General features: G+C 61.4%; 18 protein-coding genes. 14 read left to right on the forward strand and 4 right to left on the reverse strand.

Annotated elements, in window-relative coordinates; all coding sequences use genetic code 11:
* Positions 1 to 118 precede the first annotated feature (118 nt).
* Both ROH8110_RS01995 and ROH8110_RS02000 read left to right on the forward strand, forming a co-directional pair.
* The gene (locus ROH8110_RS01995; RefSeq protein WP_085816104.1) at positions 119 to 832 is read left to right on the forward strand and encodes a sulfotransferase; all 714 of its coding nucleotides are present in this window, start codon (positions 119 to 121) and stop codon (positions 830 to 832) included.
* Positions 833 to 899: 67 nt separating this feature from the next.
* Positions 900 to 1,517 carry a class I SAM-dependent methyltransferase gene (locus ROH8110_RS02000; protein ID WP_085816105.1) on the forward strand — a complete coding sequence of 206 codons (618 nt, stop codon included), beginning with the start codon at positions 900 to 902 and terminating at the stop codon, positions 1,515 to 1,517.
* 16 nt (positions 1,518 to 1,533) lie between these two features.
* On the opposite strand, the gene ROH8110_RS02005 is transcribed toward ROH8110_RS02000, so the two are convergent.
* Positions 1,534 to 3,078, reverse strand: a complete 1,545-nt coding sequence (locus tag ROH8110_RS02005; RefSeq protein ID WP_085816106.1) for a tetratricopeptide repeat protein — start codon at positions 3,076 to 3,078, stop codon at positions 1,534 to 1,536.
* A 263-nt stretch (positions 3,079 to 3,341) separates the two neighbouring features.
* Between ROH8110_RS02005 and ROH8110_RS02010 the strand changes: the two genes are divergently transcribed.
* On the forward strand, positions 3,342 to 5,090 hold the full coding sequence (locus ROH8110_RS02010) for an ABC transporter ATP-binding protein (protein ID WP_176236577.1): 1,749 nt from the start codon (positions 3,342 to 3,344) through the stop codon (positions 5,088 to 5,090).
* 125 nt (positions 5,091 to 5,215) lie between these two features.
* Positions 5,216 to 6,961 (forward strand): glycosyltransferase family 2 protein, encoded by a 1,746-nt coding sequence (locus ROH8110_RS02015; RefSeq protein ID WP_085816108.1) that lies wholly within the window; start codon positions 5,216 to 5,218, stop codon positions 6,959 to 6,961.
* Positions 6,962 to 7,015: 54 nt separating this feature from the next.
* Here ROH8110_RS02015 and ROH8110_RS02020 read toward each other — a convergent pair whose 3' ends face one another.
* Complete coding sequence (locus ROH8110_RS02020; protein WP_147430603.1) at positions 7,016 to 7,465, reverse strand: hypothetical protein; 450 nt, start codon at positions 7,463 to 7,465, stop codon at positions 7,016 to 7,018.
* 237 nt (positions 7,466 to 7,702) lie between these two features.
* Positions 7,703 to 8,341 (reverse strand): GntR family transcriptional regulator, encoded by a 639-nt coding sequence (locus ROH8110_RS02025; RefSeq protein WP_211330741.1) that lies wholly within the window; start codon positions 8,339 to 8,341, stop codon positions 7,703 to 7,705.
* Positions 8,342 to 8,567: 226 nt separating this feature from the next.
* Between ROH8110_RS02025 and ROH8110_RS02030 the strand changes: the two genes are divergently transcribed.
* The 9 genes from ROH8110_RS02030 to ROH8110_RS02070 all read left to right on the forward strand — a co-directional run bounded on the left by ROH8110_RS02030 (position 8,568) and on the right by ROH8110_RS02070 (position 17,519).
* Entirely contained in the window at positions 8,568 to 9,314 is a 747-nt protein-coding gene (locus tag ROH8110_RS02030; protein ID WP_085816111.1) for an SDR family NAD(P)-dependent oxidoreductase, read from the forward strand.
* Between the two features lie 20 nt (positions 9,315 to 9,334).
* Complete coding sequence (locus ROH8110_RS02035) at positions 9,335 to 10,228, forward strand: NAD(P)-dependent oxidoreductase (RefSeq protein WP_085816112.1); 894 nt, start codon at positions 9,335 to 9,337, stop codon at positions 10,226 to 10,228.
* A complete protein-coding gene (locus ROH8110_RS02040; RefSeq protein ID WP_085816113.1) occupies positions 10,228 to 11,595 on the forward strand; it encodes an MmgE/PrpD family protein in 1,368 nt (455 codons plus the stop codon). Before ROH8110_RS02035 ends, ROH8110_RS02040 begins: the two co-directional genes overlap by 1 nt.
* Positions 11,592 to 12,551 carry a branched-chain amino acid ABC transporter permease gene (locus ROH8110_RS02045; RefSeq protein WP_211330739.1) on the forward strand — a complete coding sequence of 320 codons (960 nt, stop codon included), beginning with the start codon at positions 11,592 to 11,594 and terminating at the stop codon, positions 12,549 to 12,551. The genes ROH8110_RS02040 and ROH8110_RS02045 overlap by 4 nt, the downstream gene beginning before the upstream one ends.
* Positions 12,551 to 14,341, forward strand: a complete 1,791-nt coding sequence (locus tag ROH8110_RS02050) for a branched-chain amino acid ABC transporter ATP-binding protein/permease (RefSeq protein ID WP_085816114.1) — start codon at positions 12,551 to 12,553, stop codon at positions 14,339 to 14,341. Before ROH8110_RS02045 ends, ROH8110_RS02050 begins: the two co-directional genes overlap by 1 nt.
* On the forward strand, positions 14,334 to 15,041 hold the full coding sequence (locus ROH8110_RS02055; RefSeq protein ID WP_085816115.1) for an ABC transporter ATP-binding protein: 708 nt from the start codon (positions 14,334 to 14,336) through the stop codon (positions 15,039 to 15,041). Before ROH8110_RS02050 ends, ROH8110_RS02055 begins: the two co-directional genes overlap by 8 nt.
* 34 nt (positions 15,042 to 15,075) lie before the next feature.
* Positions 15,076 to 16,275: an ABC transporter substrate-binding protein gene (locus ROH8110_RS02060; RefSeq protein WP_085816116.1), complete on the forward strand. Its 1,200-nt coding sequence runs from the start codon at positions 15,076 to 15,078 to the stop codon at positions 16,273 to 16,275.
* A 67-nt stretch (positions 16,276 to 16,342) separates the two neighbouring features.
* On the forward strand, positions 16,343 to 16,714 hold the full coding sequence (pcaC, locus tag ROH8110_RS02065; protein WP_176236578.1) for a 4-carboxymuconolactone decarboxylase: 372 nt from the start codon (positions 16,343 to 16,345) through the stop codon (positions 16,712 to 16,714).
* A gap of 7 nt (positions 16,715 to 16,721) precedes the next feature.
* Positions 16,722 to 17,519, forward strand: coding sequence for an N-acyl homoserine lactonase family protein (locus tag ROH8110_RS02070; protein ID WP_085816118.1), 798 nt, complete (start codon positions 16,722 to 16,724; stop codon positions 17,517 to 17,519).
* Between the two features lie 87 nt (positions 17,520 to 17,606).
* Here ROH8110_RS02070 and ROH8110_RS02075 read toward each other — a convergent pair whose 3' ends face one another.
* Complete coding sequence (locus ROH8110_RS02075) at positions 17,607 to 19,649, reverse strand: TRAP transporter large permease (protein ID WP_170156453.1); 2,043 nt, start codon at positions 19,647 to 19,649, stop codon at positions 17,607 to 17,609.
* Positions 19,650 to 19,802: 153 nt separating this feature from the next.
* Between ROH8110_RS02075 and dctP the strand changes: the two genes are divergently transcribed.
* The gene (gene dctP, locus ROH8110_RS02080) at positions 19,803 to 20,846 is read left to right on the forward strand and encodes a TRAP transporter substrate-binding protein DctP (protein WP_085816120.1); all 1,044 of its coding nucleotides are present in this window, start codon (positions 19,803 to 19,805) and stop codon (positions 20,844 to 20,846) included.
* The last annotated feature ends 160 nt before the right edge of the window (positions 20,847 to 21,006 follow it).

The raw sequence follows: 21,006 nt of genomic DNA on the forward strand, positions 1-21,006 counted from the left end.
CGAGGCTTCAGACGCGACTGTTCGCTTGCGCCGTCTGCTGCTTTTGGTATCAGTAGCGCGTTGAGTTTTCCAGATGTACGGGCGCAGCCCGCTTTGTGGCGCCAGATGAGGAATTATCATGAAGCGTTTCATGATCGTCAGTAAGCAGCGTTCAGGAACGAACCATTTCGTTTCGCTGTTACAATCCCATCCGCAGATTGCCTGCTATGGGGAAGTTTTCCGGGACGGCTACAGGGTCACCGACTTGATTGGCGAGGAATTTGCACACTTCCTTCCCATCGAGGAGCGCACGAGCGAGCCCAACCGATTTCTGGACGAGCTTGAGAGTTTTGTGGCACCCGAGGCGAGAACGCTGGGCTTCAAGGTCTTCCCCAAGCAGTTCCTGCCCGTGAGCCAGATCGCCCGCCGCCCTGACATGCAGATCATCCGGCTGGTGCGACCGAACCTGCTGGCGACATATTCCAGCTCGCGGATCGCCGCGATGACGGGGCAAGGCGCGGTCAGGGTGGGCGAACAGGTGCGCCAAGCGAAACTTGATTTCGACGCCCGCGACTTTGAGCATTTCATGAACGCTCAGGGAAAGTGGGACGACGAGGTGAACCGGCAGCTCGAAGTGATCCCGGAAGAGCGTGTGTTCAGAATGGTCTATTCCGAGCTTGGCCAGGAGCCGGTGCTGGAAAAGCTGCTGGCGTTTCTGGGTGTCGAGCCGATGCCGATGACGTCGGATGCCGTGAAGCGCAATCCGTCGCGCATCGTGGATCGGTTCAACAACCCGGCAGCGGTTATGAAATACCTTGATCGGCACCAGCGGACGAACTGGGCCGAGGAATGAGCGGTCTCTTCGCCTGCTCGCGATGACACGCATTCGCGGCGACGTCCGCACAACGGAGACTCGAGACGTGAAGCGCAAGGACATCAACAAGAATATCGAGACCATTCTCGAACAATTCGAGATCCGCTCGTTTATGGAAATCGGCCTCGGCCCCAAGCTTCGCCCGTCGCGGTTGGAAGCGATCGATCGGCTGGGCATCAGTTTTACCGGTCTTGATTTCCAGCCGGTCTGCGACACTCACGCCGCCGAGCGCGACCGCCTCGGCATCTCCCCAGACCGCATGCGTTACGTGGGGAATACGACCGGCACGTATCTTTACAACCTGATCCGGCTGAAGCGCGAAGGCGCGAAATTCGATTTCATCTATCTCGACGGTCATCACACGATGTATGTCGATTTCGCCGCCGCAATGGCCTGTATTCCGCTGCTCAACCCGGGGGCTCTTATAGCGTTCGATGACGTGACGTGGAATCTTGCCGAGAAAGAGGAAAGCCTCAGCAGCAGCGAGTTCTACAGCCGCATTTACGATCTGTCGCTTTACACGCCCGACGAGCGCGCGGAAGCGCATGTCGGCGTCATCGCCAACGAGTATTTCCGGGACCTCTTCGGCTTTCGGGAAATACCCGAATTCTCAAGCGCAGGATGGAAGCTCCTGGAAGCGCCAACGTCGATAAGCCTGACGTAGCGTTTCAGACCTCTCGTCATTTACCTGTGATCTTCTTTCCCAGACGGGAGAGCAGCCCACCCCGATCAGACGGTTCATCAGGCGCTCCGGGCGGATAAGAAAGAAGTTGATGCGCTTTCGTGTTTTCGGGATCGATGTTCAGAACCCGTCGAGCGGCATGCGTTGCGGCTTCTGTCTGGCCGATCTTCGCATTGGTCTGCGCCACAATGAGATGGGTTCTGGCCTTGGCCGCGTTTGTCTGGGAGAGACGCTCGAGCGTGTCGGTGACCGTTTGAGCGGGAATGTCACCACGCGCCGCGGCCTTGCCGGCAGCGCGTGCATAGGCTTCGAAATAGGGCAGTTTTGCGGGCAGGCGTTCGCAGGCCAGCTGGTATCGCTCGCTCGCCTCGGCGAAATTCCCTTGCGCCTCATGGCATCGCCCGCGTAGGTAAAAGCCGTGGCTCGATTTCGGGTCGATCTGTTCCATGCGGTCGATGATGATTTCGGCGGCGTTCAGAGTACCCCCGTCGATCAAGGCTGGAATGACGTTTCGAGCCATTTCCAGCGCCTTGGGTTCGATTGTCATCTGTTCCAGCGCAAGTGTGGTGACTTCCTCATACTCACCGGATTCCGCAAGGAGACGTGCGAGCAGGATGGCCAGATCCAGGTCATCTGGTTCCAATGCGCTGGCTTCGCGCGCGAGAGAGACCGCCTGTTGCAGATCCCCTTTCTGCTGAGCGACACGGGCCAACTCACTCTTGGAATACGCACATGCCGGATCAATGGCCTCCAGTTTCAAGAGAGAAGGAACGTCATCTTCGGTCGGCTGCGCGCGGAAGAAGCGAATTTTAGCCCGGTAATCGCTGAAACGACTGCCGGATTTCTTATGGATGACCGCAAGCTGTGTCGGCTTGCCCGAAACAAGCTGATAGGGAAGAAGCATCACGCAGTTGATCTCGTCCCGGAACGCGTTGAATGCGTCGGCTGAAACTGGGTCGCAATCTGGAAAGTAACCCAGTCGGAGATACTCTGCCAACAGATCGGCCATCGTGTGTGTCGCAGGATTGGCCTGTTCTATTTCCTGCGGCTGTGAAGACAGGTCTTCGATGATGAAGAAACCATCATCGCGCACGAGCGGAAATAGTTCCTTGAAGGTCAGCATCTGGTGGACGGTTGCGTGCGACCCATCATCGATGATGATGTCGAACTGCTGGCCCTTCACGTTCAGCTTCTGAAGGTCCTCCTCGCGACCGAGGTCGCCTTGCACAAAGGTGAATCGTTCATTCTGCGCCGTCGAGAAATCGCTCAGGTCGAAGCCGGTCACATGTGCGTTGGGAAAGTAATCGAGCCACATTTGGACCGAGGGACTCATGCTCTCGGATCTGATCTCGCTGCGCCCGCGGAAATCCGCGTTCGTGCGCGCAAGGCCCAGCTCAAGAATGTTCAGCTTCTTTTCGCGCCAGTTCGAAAAAAGCGCCTCGTAAACGAATGCATAGCCGTGGAACGGCAGGCGCGAAGGGCCTTTATCGCTCCAATAGGTCGTAGCCAGGTCTGCAAGACCTCTCCGGTTTGCATCTGCCATTTCCGTCCCCGTGCCATTTTTTGCGCAGCCTCTGTTAGAAAAGAAAGTTCGCATTTCATCAAGAGCTAATGCGCCCTCGCTCTGTGCGACGGGCTTGCAAGGCAAGCAAAGGAGATGAAATTCTTGCTTGAGCCCGGATGCGACCCCATATCCGCACCCGGTCCCGACAACCGCCTTGCCCGCAGGGCGATAAATCCCTATGCGTCACCCGCGTAGGGAGTCCGATCCGAAAGGCCTGCATGAAACCGGCGAAACTGACCCCGATGCAAACGATAACGCACCTTCTGCGCGAGGCTCTGCCGTCGCGCTGGAAGCTGCTTGCGCTGTCCATTTTCTGTATGGTGGGTGTCGCCGGGTTCACCGCCGCGCTGGCCTATTCGACCCGGTTGATCGTGAACGACGTGTTCGTCGCGAGCGATGCCACGGCGGCGATCCAGGTCGCGCTGCTGATCCTGGGCGTCACGATCGGCAAGAGCGCGTTCCAATACGCCAACGACGTCATCTCGGTGATTTTCCAGCGCTCGGTCGCATCGGCCTATCAGAAGATGGTTTTCGAGAAGCTGCTGCACAAGGAAGTGCGCCACTTCATCGGGGAACACGCCTCGGTTCAGATGAACAAGGTGCGCATCTACGGCGATGCCTGCGCCAATGTCGTGGTCAATGTGTCCAACAAGCTGCTGACCGAGGGCCTTACCGTTCTTGGGCTGTTCACGGTGATGATCATCCAGGATCCGCTGATGACCCTGTTCAGCAGCGTCCTGTTTCCGCTGATCTTCCTGCTGGTCTCGAACCTGTCCAACCGGATTCGCGGCATGGCCAACGCCGAGGCCGAGTTGGAAGGCGGTTTCGTCAAGGTCGGCTCCGAGGCCTTTGCCGGCATCAAGACCGTGAAAACCTATGGTTTGCAGGACAAGACGATCAGGCGATTCAACGGCGCCGTGGACAAGCTGGAAAACCGTATCTTCAAGATTGCCAAGATCACCAAGGCCACCGTCCCGCTGATGGAACTGCTGGGCGGCGTCGTGATCGCGCTCTTTGTGGTCTATGCCGCTTGGCAGACCATTACCCACGGCAAGACACCCGGCGAATTCACCGCCTTCATCATTGCCTTCATCATGGCCTACCAGCCCGCCGAGCGGCTGTCGAATGTCTGGGTCGAGATCCAGAAGAGCGTGATCCAGTCGCAGAAGATGATGGAGATGATCTCGGAGCCGCCCGAGAAGAGGGAATATGGCGATGTCGAACTTGACGATGCCGCGCCGGGCGTCGTGTTCGAGGATGTGAGCTTTGAGTACAAGAAGCGCACCCCGGCCCTGTGCAATGTCAGTTTCGAGATCGAACCCGGCGAGCGGGTCGCCATCGTCGGGCGGTCCGGCGCGGGCAAGACCACGCTGATCGACCTCGTCATGCGCTTTTACGACCCGACTGTAGGTGTCGTGCGTCTGGGGGGGCACAACCTTCACGATGTCGCCGAGAAATCTCTGCGCGATTACATCGCGCTGATCAGTCAGGATGTGTTCCTGTTTGAGGGCACGATCCGGGACAATATCCGCGACGGGCGCCCTTCGGCCTCGGATGAGGAGGTGGAGCGCGCTGCCCATATCGCGGCCCTGACCGAAATGATCGAGACCGCTGATAAAGGTCTGGACACCGAGGTCGGCCCGAACGGCGTGTCGCTCTCGGGCGGACAGAAGCAACGGGTCGGTATCGCGCGCGCGCTGATCCGGGATGCCAAGCTCTTCATCTTCGACGAGGCGACCTCGGCGCTTGATGGGGAGAATGAACGCAAGATCATGGAGAACCTCCTCAAGGACATGCCGGGCCGCACGATCCTGTTCGTGACCCACCGCGCATCGACCCTGCAATATGTGGATCGCACGATCCTGCTGGATGGCGGTCATCTGGCGGGCTTCGACACGCCCGACAATCTGGCGGCGAACAGCGCGTATTACCGTGATCTGTTTCATCTCGACCGCCCAGAGCGGGCCGCCGCAACCCAGGAGCGCGAATGAGAGTTGCCGCGCAATCGGGTATCTGACAAGAACATAGCTGGCACCACGGGCTCGCGTCGGGCTTAGAAACACTGATACCTCACGATCACCGTGCGGATAGGCAATCAAGAAGCAACAAGTCGACCATGGATCAAATCAAGAAACTGAAGCGTCAGAGGAATTGGCTGCTGCTGGCCGCGTTCCCGATTCTGCCGTTCACCTTGGCACGCATGCTGATCCTGCGCCGACGCAAACGGCGGGTCGAACAGGCCGCGCTGGAGGCTTTCGCTCGCTATCACGGGCGCGCCCCCGCGACGATCACGAAATGGCTCGAGAACTTTCGGCAGGACCTGGTGAGCGGGCTCACATCGGGTGCCCTGCACGACATGGCCGACGCGGCCCGAAAGATCGAGCCCCTGATCCCGCCTTACAGCCCGTCCCTTCCGATGCTCGTTCATCCGTTCACCGGGTCGGTTCTTCTCAACATGATGAACGGGATTCTGGACCTTCAGGAAAGCATCGGCCGGCGGCGTTTCGACACGGTGGTGGTGAGCAGCGACGTGGCCGATCCCGCCGAGGTCCAGGCCCTGATCGACAAGGTCGGGGCGCAGGGCGAGACGATCCTGGTGATAGATACCTCGCGCGAGCGGGCGCTGGCGCTGAAGGGCGAGTCGCTGCGGATATTCGCAGTTTCTCCGCATATGGCGCGGCTGACCGACGCCGAGGCCCAACGCGTGCTGTTCGAGTTCATCCGCTCGGTGCATCCGGGCCGTGTGATCCTTGCCGACAGCGAAATGATCTGGGGCGTCATGGCCCTCTATGGCAGGGCCCTCGTGGCATCGTGCGAGGTGAGCGCATTTTTTTCCGCCCATCCCGGCAACAGCTTCACCCAACGACAATTCTATCGGTTCTTCGAAGTGCTTGCCGCGATCCATGTTCTCGATGCAGCCGCGCGGGATCAGTTGATCGCTTGGTTCAGCCTGAGTCCGGATTGCGCGAAACGCATTGTCCGGCTCGATGATTCAACCGCAATCGCCGCGCCAAGCTCAGCCGAGACCCCGCCAGACGTCGGCGGGACGGATGACGCACCCTGTACGGAGGCGCCCGAGGTCGATATTTCGCTGATCTTGACGGTGCATAATGAAACGGTGGTGACGGGCGTCACCATGATCGCGGCGAACGCCTCGGTAAAAGCGGCGGAACGCGCGGGATATTCGGTCGAAAAGATCATTGTTCTGGATGCGGCCACCCCGCGCACGCGCGCCTGTCTTTCAAACCCGGCCTATTCGGACTGGCAGCTGATCGACCTGAGCGAGCGGGATCTGGGCCGTGCCCGCAACCGTGTCGTGCGGATGGCGCGCGGGTCTTATGTTGCGTTTCTCGACGCCGACGACCTGTTCAGCGAGAACTGGCTGGCGCAGGGCGCGGCGGTTCTGGATGCTGGCGCGGCAGCGGGCGAACGGGTCATCGCGCATCCCGCGATCAACTGGATATTCGATGCCGATCAGGCGCTAATGGCAGTCACGCCGCAGGAAAGCCCGATTTTCTCGCCCGTTTTCTTCTATTTCGAGAATTACTACGACAGCCTTTGCATGGCTCCGCGACAGGCCCACCTGGATATCCCGTATGTCTCGCGCGATATCCCCAACGGCCTCTCCTATCAGGATTCCCAGTTCGCGATCGAAACGCTGGCCGCTGGCTGGTTGCACCGGACGGCCAAGGATACGATCATCTTCAAGCGTCGCCGTGACACATCGCTGGTGACCGAAAGCCAGAACCGAAAATCCGTTATCCGGCAGATCGACCCCCTGGCAATCGAGAATATCCCCGATCTGATCGCGGCAGGGCCGCATGGCAGCGCACAGACCGAAAGTCCTGCCTCGCGCCCCTGACGGAATGCAGCGTGCCGACTGTCGCCAGCGCGCCACGGCAGGGCAGTGGCGGGATTACTCGGAACGCGGTGCGATCCTGGCGCTCTTGATCGTCATGCGCGTCACGAACTGGTCGGCGAGGATCTGCATCAGACGTTCCTCGGCGTCGAGCTTCTGGGGAATCCGCAGATCGCCCTCGTCGGTGTAGCTGGTGAAGGTTTCGATCTCGTCGGTCAAGACCCGCTTGCCGCTGCTCAAATCCACGACGTGATACCGCACGTCGCCATGAAGCTGCCGTCGGGGAACGCCGCGCACGGGCACGCCCCGGTCGCGGGCGCGGACGCGATATCTGACCTCATAGAGCGGATCCGCCGATTGGGGGATGCGCGCTTCGACGGCTTTCAGAAACCTGTATTCGTTGCGATCGCGCGGGTTTTCGAGCCGGATCCGCTCCAGCACGGCGCGGGCCTCGGATTTTTCACCATAGGCGGGTGTAAAGCCGCAGGATACCAACAGCATGCACATGGCCATCGCGACAAATGGCAACAGGGCTTTGTTCAGAGCAGGTCTCGCGGTCATGACAAGGGCCAGTCTTGGAAGAAAACGCCTGATTTGTCTTGCAGATTGATGACCCGATGTAAACTGCCTCCTGCGGGAGGTCCGCCCGCGTATCCATCGGCGGCACAACCCGAACGAGGGGATGGCGCGCAAATCCGGCCTTCTGACTTTTGCGTGCAGGAGGTCGGATGGAAGGCCGCGAGACTAGTTGCCGCGCTTAAGGGCCGCGCCTTCGTCGAAAGAGGACAACGCAGCTTTCGCGGCCATGCGGACATGCTCGGTGGCAAGCCGGTGCGCTGCCTCGGGGTCGCGCTTGCGCAGCGCCTCGAGCAGTGCCTCGAGTTCAAGCAGGCTTTGCTGCCAGCGGTTCTCGCGGGACAGGGAGCGGCCCCGCAGAAGCATCGTGCGTGAATTGATCATGTGCAATGCGAGGCCGATGGCCTCGTTGCCGCCGCCCTCGACGAGTCGGGTGTAAAAGATGTTCTTGGCTTCGAGGCGATCCACGACCTTGCCGGATTCATAGGCTCTGCGCACATCCTCAAAGGCGGCCTCGATCTGATTCATATGCTCGTCGGTGGCGTATTCGGCAAAGCGACGTGCCGCCAGGGCCTCGAGAACCTCGCGCACTTCGTAGGTTCCGGCCGCCTGCTCGACGGTCATCTTCGCGACGATGGGGCCTTTGTGTGGAATGACCTGGACAAGCCCCTCGCTTTCAAGCTGGCGCAGGGCCTCGCGCACCAGTGTCCGGCTGACGCCCGTCAACTCGCAGAGCTCTTTTTCCGGCATCCGTGTCCCGGCCTCGTAATGGCCGGCAGCGATCGCGTTGCGTATCGCTTCGGTCACCTGATGGCGCAAGGTACTCGCTTCGCGCGCGACCCGGAAGTCTTGCCGCGTTTCCCGCTTAGCCGCCGCTTCTGACATATTTAACTCCAAGCACATCAAGGGGTGAAGAGGACATATAGCAATTTTAACCGAAGCGAAAAAGCATTGCCAGACATTTAGGATTGTATGATCGTATAATTTTGTTATGAATCACCTGACTGAAAGATCGAGCTTTGGGGGAGGAAAGATGCGACTGGAAGGAAAAACGGCATTCGTGACCGGAGGCGCCGGGGGCATCGGGCTGGCGATAGCGTGCGAATTCGCCATGGCAGGCGCGAAAGTGGCGATTGCCGATATCGATAAGGCCCTTCTGGACAAGGCCGTCGCGGATCATCCTGATCTGGGGCTTGTCGCTGTGGAGTGTGACGTATCGGACCGCGAGGCGGTTTTCGCGGGGGTCAATGCCTTCGCCAAGGCGCATGGCGGGGTCGACATCCTGGTCAACAACGCGGTCTTCTTTCACTACGAGCCACTTGAAGGGTTCGACCCTGACGTTGCGTCAAAGATGATCGACGTGGGCTACAAGGGGGCGATCTGGGCCAGCCAGGCCTGCATTCCGCATATGCGCAAGGCCGGGGGCGGGTCGATTCTGAACCTGTCTTCGGTGACGGTGACGCAGGCTTTTATGAACACCGCTGTTTATACATCGATCAAAGGTGCCATCGACGCGCTGACGCGACAGCAGGCGGCCGAGCTTGGCGGCCACGGCATCCGCGTGAACGCGCTGGCACCGGGCACCGTCGCGACGCCCGGCACTGCCAAGGTGATCGACGAGGACGGCTGGCGCTCGCGCGCCTCAAAGACACTGATTGGCGAACTTCCAACCGCGCAGGACATCGCCAAGGCCGGCTTGTTCCTTGTCTCGGATGATGCGCGCTGCATCACCGGAGTGACGCTGAAAGTCGACAGCGGGATGACAATCAAGGGCCCGTGAGGGTCAGGAGGACTGAAGACATGAGCAAACCAGTACTTGGATTCGTAGGGCTGGGCCGGATGGGCGGACCGATGTCGCGTCGCTTGCTGGCGGCGGGCTACGAGGTGGTCGTGAACGACCAGAGCGCCGAGGCGATCGCAGCCGTGGTCGAGGCGGGCGCCAGCAGAGCAGACAGTCCCGCGGCCGTGGCCGACAGGGCCGATATCGTGCTCACGAGCCTGCCGACCCCGGCTATCGTCAAGGCCGTCGCGCTGGACGAGAACGGTATCGTGCAAGGCAAGCGCGCACGGATCATGCTTGACGTGTCGACCACCGGGCCGACCACGGCGCGCGAAGTGGCCGCCGGTCTGGCCGAGAAGGGCAAGCAATGGGTCGATTGCCCTGTCAGCGGCGGGATCAAGGGTGCCCAGGAGGGAACATTGGCGCTGATGCTGTCCTGTCCCAAGGACGTATTTGATGAGGTCGCCCCGATCGTCGCTCATTTCGGCAAGTCTTTTCATGTCGGCGAGGAGGCCGGGCAGGCGCAGGTCGTGAAGCTGGCCAACAACATGCTGGCAGCGGCGGCGATCTTCCTGACCTCCGAGGCGATGGCGATGGGGGTCAAGGCGGGGATCGATGCCAAGACCATGCTGGACATCATCAACCTGTCCACGGGCCGCAACAGCGCCTCGCAGGACAAGTTCCCCAAGGCGGTCCTGCCGGGGACGTTCGATTTCGGCTTTGCGACGGCGCTGTCCTACAAGGACGTACGCCTGTGCATCGACGAGTCCGAGAATCTCGGGGTGCCGATGCTGGGTGGGGCGATGGTGCGCGAGATTCTGGCGATCACCAATTCCAAATACGGGCCTGACTCGGATTTCACCTGCATGGCGAAGCTGGTCGAGGACTGGACCGGAGTGGAGATCCGTGGCTGATGACAGACAGGGGGGAGACATACGCCATTGAGGCCGCGGCGAAAGTGGCACAGGAGGTGCCGCTGGCGACCCTTGCGCCGCATTTCGACAAGGCGCGGATCTGCCTGACGGATTTCTACAGCTGCGCTTTCGAGGCGGCGGGCCTGCCCTGGTCGCAACAGGCCGAGGCCGTGGCTGAGCCGTCGCCGACCGGTGCGACGATAATCGGCGCCGCCAAGCGGGCGGTTCCGGGCGATGCAGCCTTTGCCAATGCGGTGCGCGGTCACGGTCTGGTGCGCGAAGACATGCATCCGGGTTCGATCGCGCATCTGGGCATCGTCGTCTGGCCCGCGCTGCTGGCGGCCGCGCAGGAGCACCGGATCTCCGGCGAGGATTTTCTTGCCGGGGCTGTGGTCGGTTACGAGATGGGTGGCCGTCTGGGACGCGCCCTGGTCACGCCGGAAGTCGCGCGGCTGTTCCGGCCCACCGGCCTTGTCGGGCCGGTAGCGGCCGCGGCGGCGGTGGCGCGCGCCTTGCGCCTGCCGGTGGATGTCACGGCCAGCGCGCTGTCGCTGGCGGCAAATACGGCGGGCGGCATGAACCAGTGGCCGCATCACGGCGCTGACGAGATGTATTTCCACCCCGGATTCGCAGTGCGCAACGCGCTGACAAGCGTGCGGCTTGCGCAGGCGGGCGCCTGGGGATCGCCGGCGATCCTCGAGGGGGAGTCCGGGCTTCTGGCGGCCTTCGCACGGGTCACCGATGGCGCTGCCCTGGAGCTATTCCCCACGAAGGTCGAGGCCGAGATCGCCACCGTCTTCAACAAGGATGTCCCGGCCTGCAATTTCGCCCAGTCGCCCGCACAGACCGCGCTTGCGGCGCTGCAAAAGGCGGGAAAGCCCGCCAGCGAGATCGGAGAGGTGCGGCTTGAAACCTATGACGCGGCACTCAACTATCCCGGATGCGCATCGCTTGGCCCTTTTGGCACGCCGCTGGCGGCGAAGATGAGCATCGCGTTCGGCGTGGCTGCGGCGCTTGATGCCGGCGAGATCGCAGAGACCAATTATCAGAAGCTCGATGACGCCGCGATCAAGCGTCTCATCGGCGCTATGCGCTTTGATGTATCGCCCGAACTGAACGCCGCGTTCCCCGGCAAGCAGGGCGCGCGGGTCACGCTGCGTTTCCTTGATGGCAGCGAGACGGCATGCGCGCATGACGACATCCATTTCGCGACCCCCGAACTTATCGTTTCACGGTTCAACCGTCATGGCCGGGATCTTCTGGGACAGGATCGCGCGGAGCAACTGGGCAAGGCTATCGAGATGCTCGCATCGCTGGATGATGCGGCGCGCGTCGCGAGCCTGGGCGGGCTGGAGACAAGCACATGACCGAAACACAGATACTCATAGAGTCCACGCTGCAGGCCATCGCAGCGGGCATTTTGATCGGAGCGATCTACGGGCTGATGTGCGTCGGCCTGGCGATGATCTTCGGGATCATGCGGGTCATCAATTTCGCTCAGGGCGACTTCATGATGATCGGCATGTATGCCGCCTTCTTTGCGTTGACGCTGCTTGGGTTGCCGTCCTTCCTGGGGCCGGTGGTGGGGCCTTACGTGGCGGTGCTGCTGGCGGCGCCGCTTCTTTATGGCTTCGGCTGGCTCATTCACCGGACGCTGATCCGGCGCGTCACCGGGATCGAGACGGCGGACCTGGAAGGCGAGGGGCATTACGCCCAGTTGATCCTGACGCTCGGGATCGCGCTTATCCTTCAGAACGGGGCGATGATTCTGTTCGGCGCCGAACTGATCTCGATCCGCACGCCGCTTTCGAGTGATGCGATCTTCGTGGGGCCGTTTCTTGACGGGCTCGCGGTGTTCCTCAACAAGGCGCGGCTGGTTTCGGCCTGTATCTCGGTGGTGATCATTGTCGCGCTCTGGTGGGTCATCAAGAGCACAACCCTGGGCAAATCGCTTCGTGCCGCCGCCGACAACCCCGAGGCCGCGATCTATATGGGGATCGACGTAGACCGCTCGCACCGGACGGCTTTTGCGCTGGGAACCGCGATTACCGCGACGGCGGGGGGGCTGCTGGCGACGAACTATCCGTTCCATCCGTTCGTCGGCCTGGAGTACGTGATCATCATGTATGCCGGGGTCGTCCTTGGCGGGATCGGCAGCGTGATCGGGGCCTTCTGGGGCGGCATGGCGATCGGGCTGGTGCAACAGCTGTCCACCATCATTCTGCCGACACAGCTTCAGAACGCGACGATCTTCGTCTTCTTCCTGCTGATCGTGATCCTGCGCCCGCAGGGGTTCTTTGGCCGCAACGTGGAGCGCACCTGATGAGCAAGGTCTTCAAGTCACTCATCCCGTTCGGGATCTTCGCGGTCGCCTATCTTGCCCTCAGCATGGTCGTGACCAATTCCTACTACCAGTTCATCCTGACGATGGTTCTGGTCTGGGCCAGCTTCGGGCTGTCCTGGAACATGCTGAGCGGCTATACCGGCCTTATCTCCTTCGGTCATGCCTCGTTCTTCGGGCTCGGCGCCTTTGCGACGGTGCTGGCGCATTACCATCTGGGGATCTCGCCCTGGATCATGTTGCCGGTCTCGGCCCTGATCGGCGCGACGGCCGGGGTGCTGATCGGCCTGCCGACATTCCGTCTGCGCGGACATTACTTCGCGCTTTCGATGCTCGCCTACCCGCTGGCATTCATGTATGTATTTCAGTGGCTTGGCTATCCCGAAATCAGCCTGCCGCGCGAAAGGGAAAACCCCGCGGCCTACATGCAGTTCGATGACGGGCGCATATACACGCTCCTGGCGATGCTGATCCTTGCCGCCATCGTGGTGCTGACCCGGATCATCGAAACCCGGCGTTTCGGCATGGCGCTGATCGCCATCAAGCAGAACGAGGCGGCGGCAGAGGCAGCGGGGATCAATACCCTGGGCTGGAAACTTGCCGCCATCGCCGTCAGTGGCGGAATCGCGGGATTGGTCGGCGCCTTCTATTCCGTCGTGATCCTGGTGATCACCCCCCACAGCGTTTTCGGGATGCTGATCTCGGCCCAGGCGCTGACCGTGACCATGTTCGGCGGTGTGGGGACGGTCTGGGGGCCGATCATCGGTGCGTCCTTCCTGATCCCGATCGCCGAAACGCTGCACGCCGAACTGGGCAGCTACCTGCCCGGCATCCAAGGGGTTGTCTATGGCATTGCCATCGTGGTGCTGATCATCGCCGCACCCGAAGGTCTGTACTGGAAGGCGCGCGACCTGTTTCGCGGCCGAAGCGGAACGGGTGGCGAAACGGAGATGCCGAAGTCCGAGACACCGGCGGATGCCGAGGCGCTGGCGACGGTCACGCCCTTGCCCACCCAGTTCAGGACGAGTGCGGATGCAGACGCCGAACCGGTGCTTGAGGTCGACAACCTGTCGAAAAGTTTCGGGGGCCTGAAGGCGGTGCAGAATGTCAGCTTCAAGGTGCCTGCCGGCATGATCCTGGGCATCATCGGCCCCAACGGGGCGGGCAAGACCACGCTTTTCAACCTGCTGAACGGTTTTCAGAAACCGGATGAGGGGCGTGTGAGGCTGAATGGCGGTGACGTGCTGGGTGAAAAGCCGCATGCGATCTGCCGCGCCGGGGTCGGCCGGACCTTTCAGATCATGCGCCCGTTCAAGCGGATGAGCGTGCATGACAACGTCAAGGTCGGCGCATATGTCCACGCCGCTAGCGAGGACGAGGCCGAAGAGATCACGCGCGCGGCGCTGCACGAGGCGGGGCTCGACGGTATCGCCGAGCGGATGGCCGGGGGCCTGACCACCAAGGATCTGCGCCTGATGGAACTGGCGCGCGCGCTGGCGGGGCGGCCTGAGATCCTGTTGCTGGACGAGACTCTGGCCGGACTCGGCAAACATGAATCCGAAGAGGTGATCGCAATCATCCGGCGGCTTGCGAAAAGCGGCAAGACCATCGTGATCATCGAGCACACGATGCAGGCAATGGTTCAGTTGGTGGATCGTTTCCTGGTTCTGGATCACGGCGAGGTCGTCACCGAGGGCGAGCCCGAAGCCGTCACCCGCGATCCGCGTGTCATCGAGGCGTATCTTGGCAAGAAGTGGGCGAGCAATGCTTGAAATTCGTAATCTCTCTGCTGGGTATTCCGAAATCGCGGTTCTGCACGACCTTTCCGTCGGCGTGGAGGCGGGCCAGTTCGTTTCGATCGTGGGGCCGAACGGCGCGGGTAAATCGACGCTTTTCAAGACGATTTCGGGCACCGTGAAGCCAATGGGCGGGGAAATCCTGTTCGAGGGCGAGAACCTGATGAAACTTGCCCCCGCCGCGCGCCCGCACCTGGGCATCGCGCATGTGCCCGAGGGCCGTCAGGTGTTCAGTTCGCTGACCGTGCTCGAGAATCTCGAGATGGGCGCAATCACGGAAGCGGGCAAGAAGAACTGGGCCCAGACGCTGGAGCAGATCTATAGCTGGCTGCCGGTCCTCGAGGATCGCGCTGGGCAGTTCGCCGGGACACTGTCGGGCGGCGAGCAGCAGATGGTCGCCATCGGCCGTGGTCTCGCGTCTTCGCCCAAACTTCTGATGTTGGATGAACCGTCGATGGGGCTCGCCCCGGCGATCGCCGATTTCGTCTTCGATAAGCTCATGGAAATCCGAAAGGATGCCGGTTTGACCATCTTGCTCGTGGAGCAGCGCGTCGCCGAGGCGCTGCAGGTCGCTGACAAGGGATACGTGCTGGAAACGGGGCGCGTGGTTCTGGAGGGCGATGGCGAGACACTGAAGGCGGATGACCGCGTCAGGCAGGCATATCTCGGCATGTAGACCGTTTGAAAAGGGAGGAACGACAATGAATATAATGAGAAAATTGATGTGCAGCACGGTCGTCGCCGCGCTCGGCGCTGGAAGCGCGCTGGCGCAGGATGCCGAGCCGGTTCAGATCGGGCTGATCGCGCCGGTGTCGGGGATCTATGCACGGCCCGGCCAGGTGATGAAGATGGGCGCAGAATTGGGTGTCGAGGATGTGAACGCCGCTGGCGGGATCGAATGCCTCAACGGTGCGCCGCTTGAACTGGTTGTGATCGACTCCGGCGACTCGGTGGAGAAAGCCACCAATGCCGCGCAGCGGATGGTGGCCGATTATCCGGACCTGGTGGGCGCCACCGGTTCGTATCTCAGCTCTTTCACCCTGGCGGTGACCGAGGTGACCGAGCGCGCGAACCTGCCGGTGTTGACCCTGTCCTATTCGGATCTCATCACCGAGCGCGGGTATGAAAATGTGTTCCAGACGTCGGCGACAGCCGGTGGCCAGGCTGAGATCGCGTTGCCGATCATCATGGACCTGGCCGAGGAGCAGACCGGCAAGCGCCCCGAAACGGTGGCGGTGATCACCGACAACACCGCAGCCTCGCTGTCATCCGTCGAGCGGATGAAGAACGGGCTGCTTGACGATGTCGGGCTTGAGCTGGTTTCCGAAGAGGTCTTCACGCCGCCGCTCAGCGATGCAACATCGCTGATCCAGACGATCCGGGCGCGCCAGCCCGATCTGCTGTTCTTCCTGCCGACGGTTATTTCGGATGCCAATCTCATCCTTGAAAAGATGCAGGAATTCCGTGTCAGCGTTCCCACGATCTCGTTCGGGATCGCCATCGCGGAACCCGAAGTGCTCAACACCATGGACCCGGAGCTTCTCGACGGGGTGATGTCGGCTGTGGCCAACTGGGGTGCCGCCGGTCAGGAGGACCTGATCCAGCGGCTGAAGGATGAATATGGCGAGCCGTGGATGACGCAGAATGCCATTTCGACCTATGGCGACATGTGGGTGTTCAAAGCGGCACTTGAGGAGAGCTGCAGCCGCGACCGCGAGGCACTGGGCGAGGCACTGCGCAATCTCGACGGCGGGCCATCCGAATACTATCCCGGCGGCACCATCAGCTTTGACGACATGGGTCGCCGTGAAGGGGCCAGTCTGACGATCATCCAGTGGCAGGAGGGCGTGCCGGTAACGGTATTCCCCGAGGAGCTGGCTGTCGCCGCGCCTAAATGGCCGACCGAATGACAAATGCCGTGCCGGGTCGCAAGGCCCGGCACAGCCGAAGGAAAGTTAAAATAGAAGGAGCAAGATGATGGACAAGGAAACCTTCGAGCGGGGCCTCGAAATCCGCAAATCCGTTCTGGGCGCGGAATTCGTCGAGAACTCGATCAACAATGCGGATGATTTCAACCGCCCGATGCAGGAGCTCGTGACCGAGTATTGCTGGGGCGCGGTCTGGGGCCGGGACGGGCTTGAGAAAAAGACCCGCTCGATGCTCAACCTGGCTATGATCAGCGCATTGAACCGGCCGCATGAACTGAAGATGCATATCAAGGGCGCATTGCGCAACGGCGTCTCGAAGGAGGAGATTTGCGAAGTGTTCCTTCAGGTTGCTATCTATTGCGGTGTTCCTGCTGCGGTGGATGCGTTCCGCACGGCGCGCGAGGCCTTCGAGGAAATGTGAGGCGAGGATGAGCGAAATCTATGAACTTCTGGCGATCCGCTATGCGCATAACGCGCGGCGATCGCCCGAGAATTTCATCGGGGGGGATCCGCATGACACGGATATGCCCCTCGATTATTTCGTGTGGGTGATCCGCAACGCGCATCGCACCATCGTCGTCGATACCGGTTTCGGCGAGCAGCAGGCAAGAGAGCGGGGCAGGGACATCCTGCATCCGGTGTCGGAGGGGCTTCAGGCGGCGGGTGTGGACCCGGATGCGGTGAAGGACGTGATCATCACTCATATGCACTACGACCACGCGGGCAACAACGACCTCTTTCAGAACGCCTGCTTTCACCTTCAGGACAGCGAGATGGCTTTCGCCACCGGTCGTTGCATGTGCCATGCCCATGCAAACCATCCCTACAATGTCGAGGATGTGGTGGGGCTGGTGCGGCGGGTCTATGCGGGGTCGGTTCAGTTTCATGACACGGTGTCCGAACTGGCGCCGGGGATCACGCTGCACCATGTGGGCGGCCATGCGCGCGGGCTGCAATGCGTGCGCGTCATGACGGCGCGCGGCCCGGTTCTGTTGGCGTCGGATGCAACACATCACTACAGGCACATGGACGAGGGCAAGGTCTTTCCGACCTGCGACAGCGTTTCGGACGCGCTTCTCGGCTATGATACCCTGCGCAGCCTGGCAAAGCCCGGACATATCATTCCGGGTCACGACCCCAAGGTGATGAGCCTCTATCCCCCTCTGTCCAAACAGGCCGAGGACTGGATCGTCCGTCTCGATATCGAACCGGCCGAGGGCGGTTAACCTTCCTGGCAACATGCCCGGTCTCGAATGATCGTCGCGATGTTGCTCTTTCTTGCCCCGGCCCGCCGACGCGGTGCCGGGGCTTTTCTATTTGGTCTGTTCGGGCAGCCATAGGACCAGTTCGGGCACGAAATAGATCAGGACCTGGAACAGCAGGATCACCACCACGAAGGGCAGCACCCCGTAAACGATGTCGCGCAACGGGACATCCCCGCTCACGCCGCGCAGGACGAACAGCACGATGCCCACGGGCGGGGTGACAAGGCCCAGCTCGATCATCACCACCAGCGCAACCCCGAACCAGATCGGATCAAGACCAAGCGCGATGATGATCGGAAAGGTGACCGGCAGCGTCATCAGCATCATCGAGATCGATTCAACGAACATGCCCAGAACGACATAGAGCGCCGCAAGTATCAGCACCACGGCCCAAGGGGGCAGGTTCGCGTTGTCGACCGTGCTGACAAGCGAGCGCGGAATCTGAAGGAAATCGAACCCCCAGCTCATGATCGCCGCACCGACCACGATCAACAGCAGGAAAGACGTGATCCGCGCCGTTTCCAGTGCGGTTTCGTAAAGTAGGCGCAGGCTGACCATGCGCCGCATCGCGCAGACCAGAAGCGAGGCGATGGCGCCGACCGCGCCGGCCTCGGTGGGGGTTGCGAAGCCGGCGTAGAGCGAGCCGAGCACGGCAACGATGATGAGGCCGAAGGGCAGCACCGAAAGACTGCCGCGGATCTTCTCGGCAAGGCTGTAATGCATTCCGCGTGGCGTGGCCTCGGGACGCAGCAGCGACCAGATCAACACGCAGCCCATGAAGCCCGCGCTCAGCAGCAGCCCCGGAATCACGCCCGCCATGAACAACTGCGTGACCGGCACGCCCACCGTCGTGCCATAGATGATCATCGCGATGCTGGGCGGTATGAGGATGCCAAGCGTGGCGCCTGCCGCGACCACCCCGTAGGTCAGCCGCCGGTCGTAACCCCGCTCAATCATTTCGGGGCAGGCGACCTTCCCCATCGTTGCCGCCGTTGCAAGGCTTGAGCCGGAGACGGCGGCAAAGACTGCCGATGCGCCGACGCTGGCATGGGCCAGGCCGCCCGGCGTGCGGCCGAACCATTTGCCCATTGCGTCGAACATTTCGCGTGTCACGCCGCTGCGGATCAGCAAGGCCCCCATCAGCACGAACATCGGGACGGCCGTCAGCGTGAACGTGTTGACACTGTTCCACGAGCGTTCCGCCAGCACAGACAATTGCGGTGTGGGCAGCAGGAAAAGAAGCGTCAGGAGTCCCATGATGCCAAGCGCCAGCGCCACCCGGACACCGATCACCAGCAGCACGAGGATGGTCATGGCAATCAGCGCCCCGACTGCCGCCAACCCAAGCCCGTTGGCCAGCCAGTAAATGCCCGAAACCCCGATCAGGGCGGCACCCACCGCCCCGGCCATTCCGGGTCCGTTAATGGCCAGCGCGCTCAGGCAGATCCAGATCGCGATGCTGGCAGATCCCCAGTCTAGCCGCGTGCCGAGAATCGACGGCGGGCGCGCGCCCAGTATGAACAGCGCGATGGCCAGCCCCGCCATCAGCAACGCCACGATGATCACCGAGAAAACCCGCTCCGACTTGCGCATGATCTCAAGCAAGAGACCGGCGGCGAATAGCGCGAGTCCGATGCTGACCGGCAACTCCGGTATCCATTGCGGCGTGGCAAGCAGCCCCCAGTCGCGCGTGTCGTTGACATATTCGGCGTAGTTGAAGAACGCCATCTGCCAGGCGGCGAAGGCCACCATCGTCAGGCCGAGCCAATCCCCGAAACACAGGAGCCGCCGCGACCAGCGGTCGGGCAGACCTGTCAGCAGCACCTCGACCTGGACGTGATCGCCCCCGCGCAGTGCCGCTGTCAGTCCCAGAAAGGCGATGGCAACCAGGAGATAGGTCGAGATCTCGGCGCTCCAGATCGTGGGTTCATTGAACAATGAGCGCGAAAGCACCTCGTAGCCCACGATCCCGGTCATCGCCAGAACACCGATTGCACTGATCACCCCGGTGATCCCGGCAAGCCGATTCAAGGCGTCCTCATAGCGGTTTTCCGCATCGGCTCGTGTTGGCGATGAAAATGAATCAGACACGCTCCGCTCCCCCTGTCTCGTGCACCGGTCAATCCGGCTTCCCATGCGTTTTACATCAAGCCCTGAAAGGTTGCAATTATCGTAATATTGTATGACAATCCTAATGTCTGCGAGCAAGGTGGTCGCGGACAGCTGATTATTGGGAGGAAGAAAATGACGCTACTGATGAAAGCGCGCGCCACGACTGGCGCTTTGGGGGTGATGCTTGGTCTGGCCGCCGGGGCATTCGTCGCGCCGGCACAGGCCGAAGATCTGACGATGGGCGTGCTGCCCTCGCCCAATTCGCTCTATACGAAGATGATGGAACAGGTGCCCGAGCGGATCAGCCGGGCGACCGGTGGCGCGGTCACGGTCAGCCTGAACGATTCACTTGTGGGCGGAACCCAGATCACTGCATCCGTGCGCGATGGCCGCGTGCCGATGTCGGGCGCCCTGCATACTTATCTCGCGGGCGAGGACCCGCGCATGGGGCTTTTCAACCTCCCGGGGCTGATCAACAACATGGCGGAATACGCCTATCTCTGCGAGGCGTTCTGGTGCGGCGATATCGAGGCCCTCTGGGAAGAACGCTGGAATTCGGTTGTTCTTGCCGAAGGGGCCTGGTGCAGCCAGGCGCTGTTCTCCAAGGAGCCGATCCGCACGCTCGAGGATTTCAAAGGCAAGCGCCTGCGGGTCCATAACCCGCAAACCGCCGCATTGATGGAAGCGATCGGTGCGAAACCCGCGCCGCTGCCGCTGTCGGAAGTGCCCCCCGCCCTTGAACGCGGTGTGATCGACGGGGTGTTCACCTCGACCTGCTACGGCAATGGGCAGGAATACTGGCGCCTTGCACCGAATGTGCAGAATTGGCAGATCGGGCCGATCACCGGCTGGGTCGTGATCATGAACAAGGACACATGGGACGGGCTGAGCGAGGAGCACCGGAGCGCGATCCAGATCGAGATGGATGCGCTGGAAAAAGAGGCGCTTTATGACTTCTATTCCAGTGTGCGCGCCGCCGTCGAAGAGATGGAGGCCGAAGGCGTCGAACTCTGGACTGCGCCCGCCTCGGAGGTGGAGCGCGTCACGGCCGCTGAGTTCGCGGGGGCGTCCTACAAGCAATTCTACGACCGTGCAGCCGAGCTGGGCTTTGACGGCAAAGCCTACGTGAAAAAGGCCTTTGAAGTGCTTGGCAAGGAACCACGCGAGGGAAGCTGAGACCTCGCATCGGCTGTGGCCGCGCGGGATGCGAAGCGGTCACAGCCGATCCATTTCGCCAGCCAAAGGCGCACCGCTCCGGTAAACCCGGGGCGGTTTTTCTCTGGCAGGATGGCCGCTCGGTTCAGAACCGGATCCTCCATCTTCCTTCATACAAGGC

Origin of the sequence: Roseovarius halotolerans, from assembly GCF_900172255.1 — a bacterium.
Lineage (GTDB): Bacteria > Pseudomonadota > Alphaproteobacteria > Rhodobacterales > Rhodobacteraceae > Roseovarius > Roseovarius halotolerans.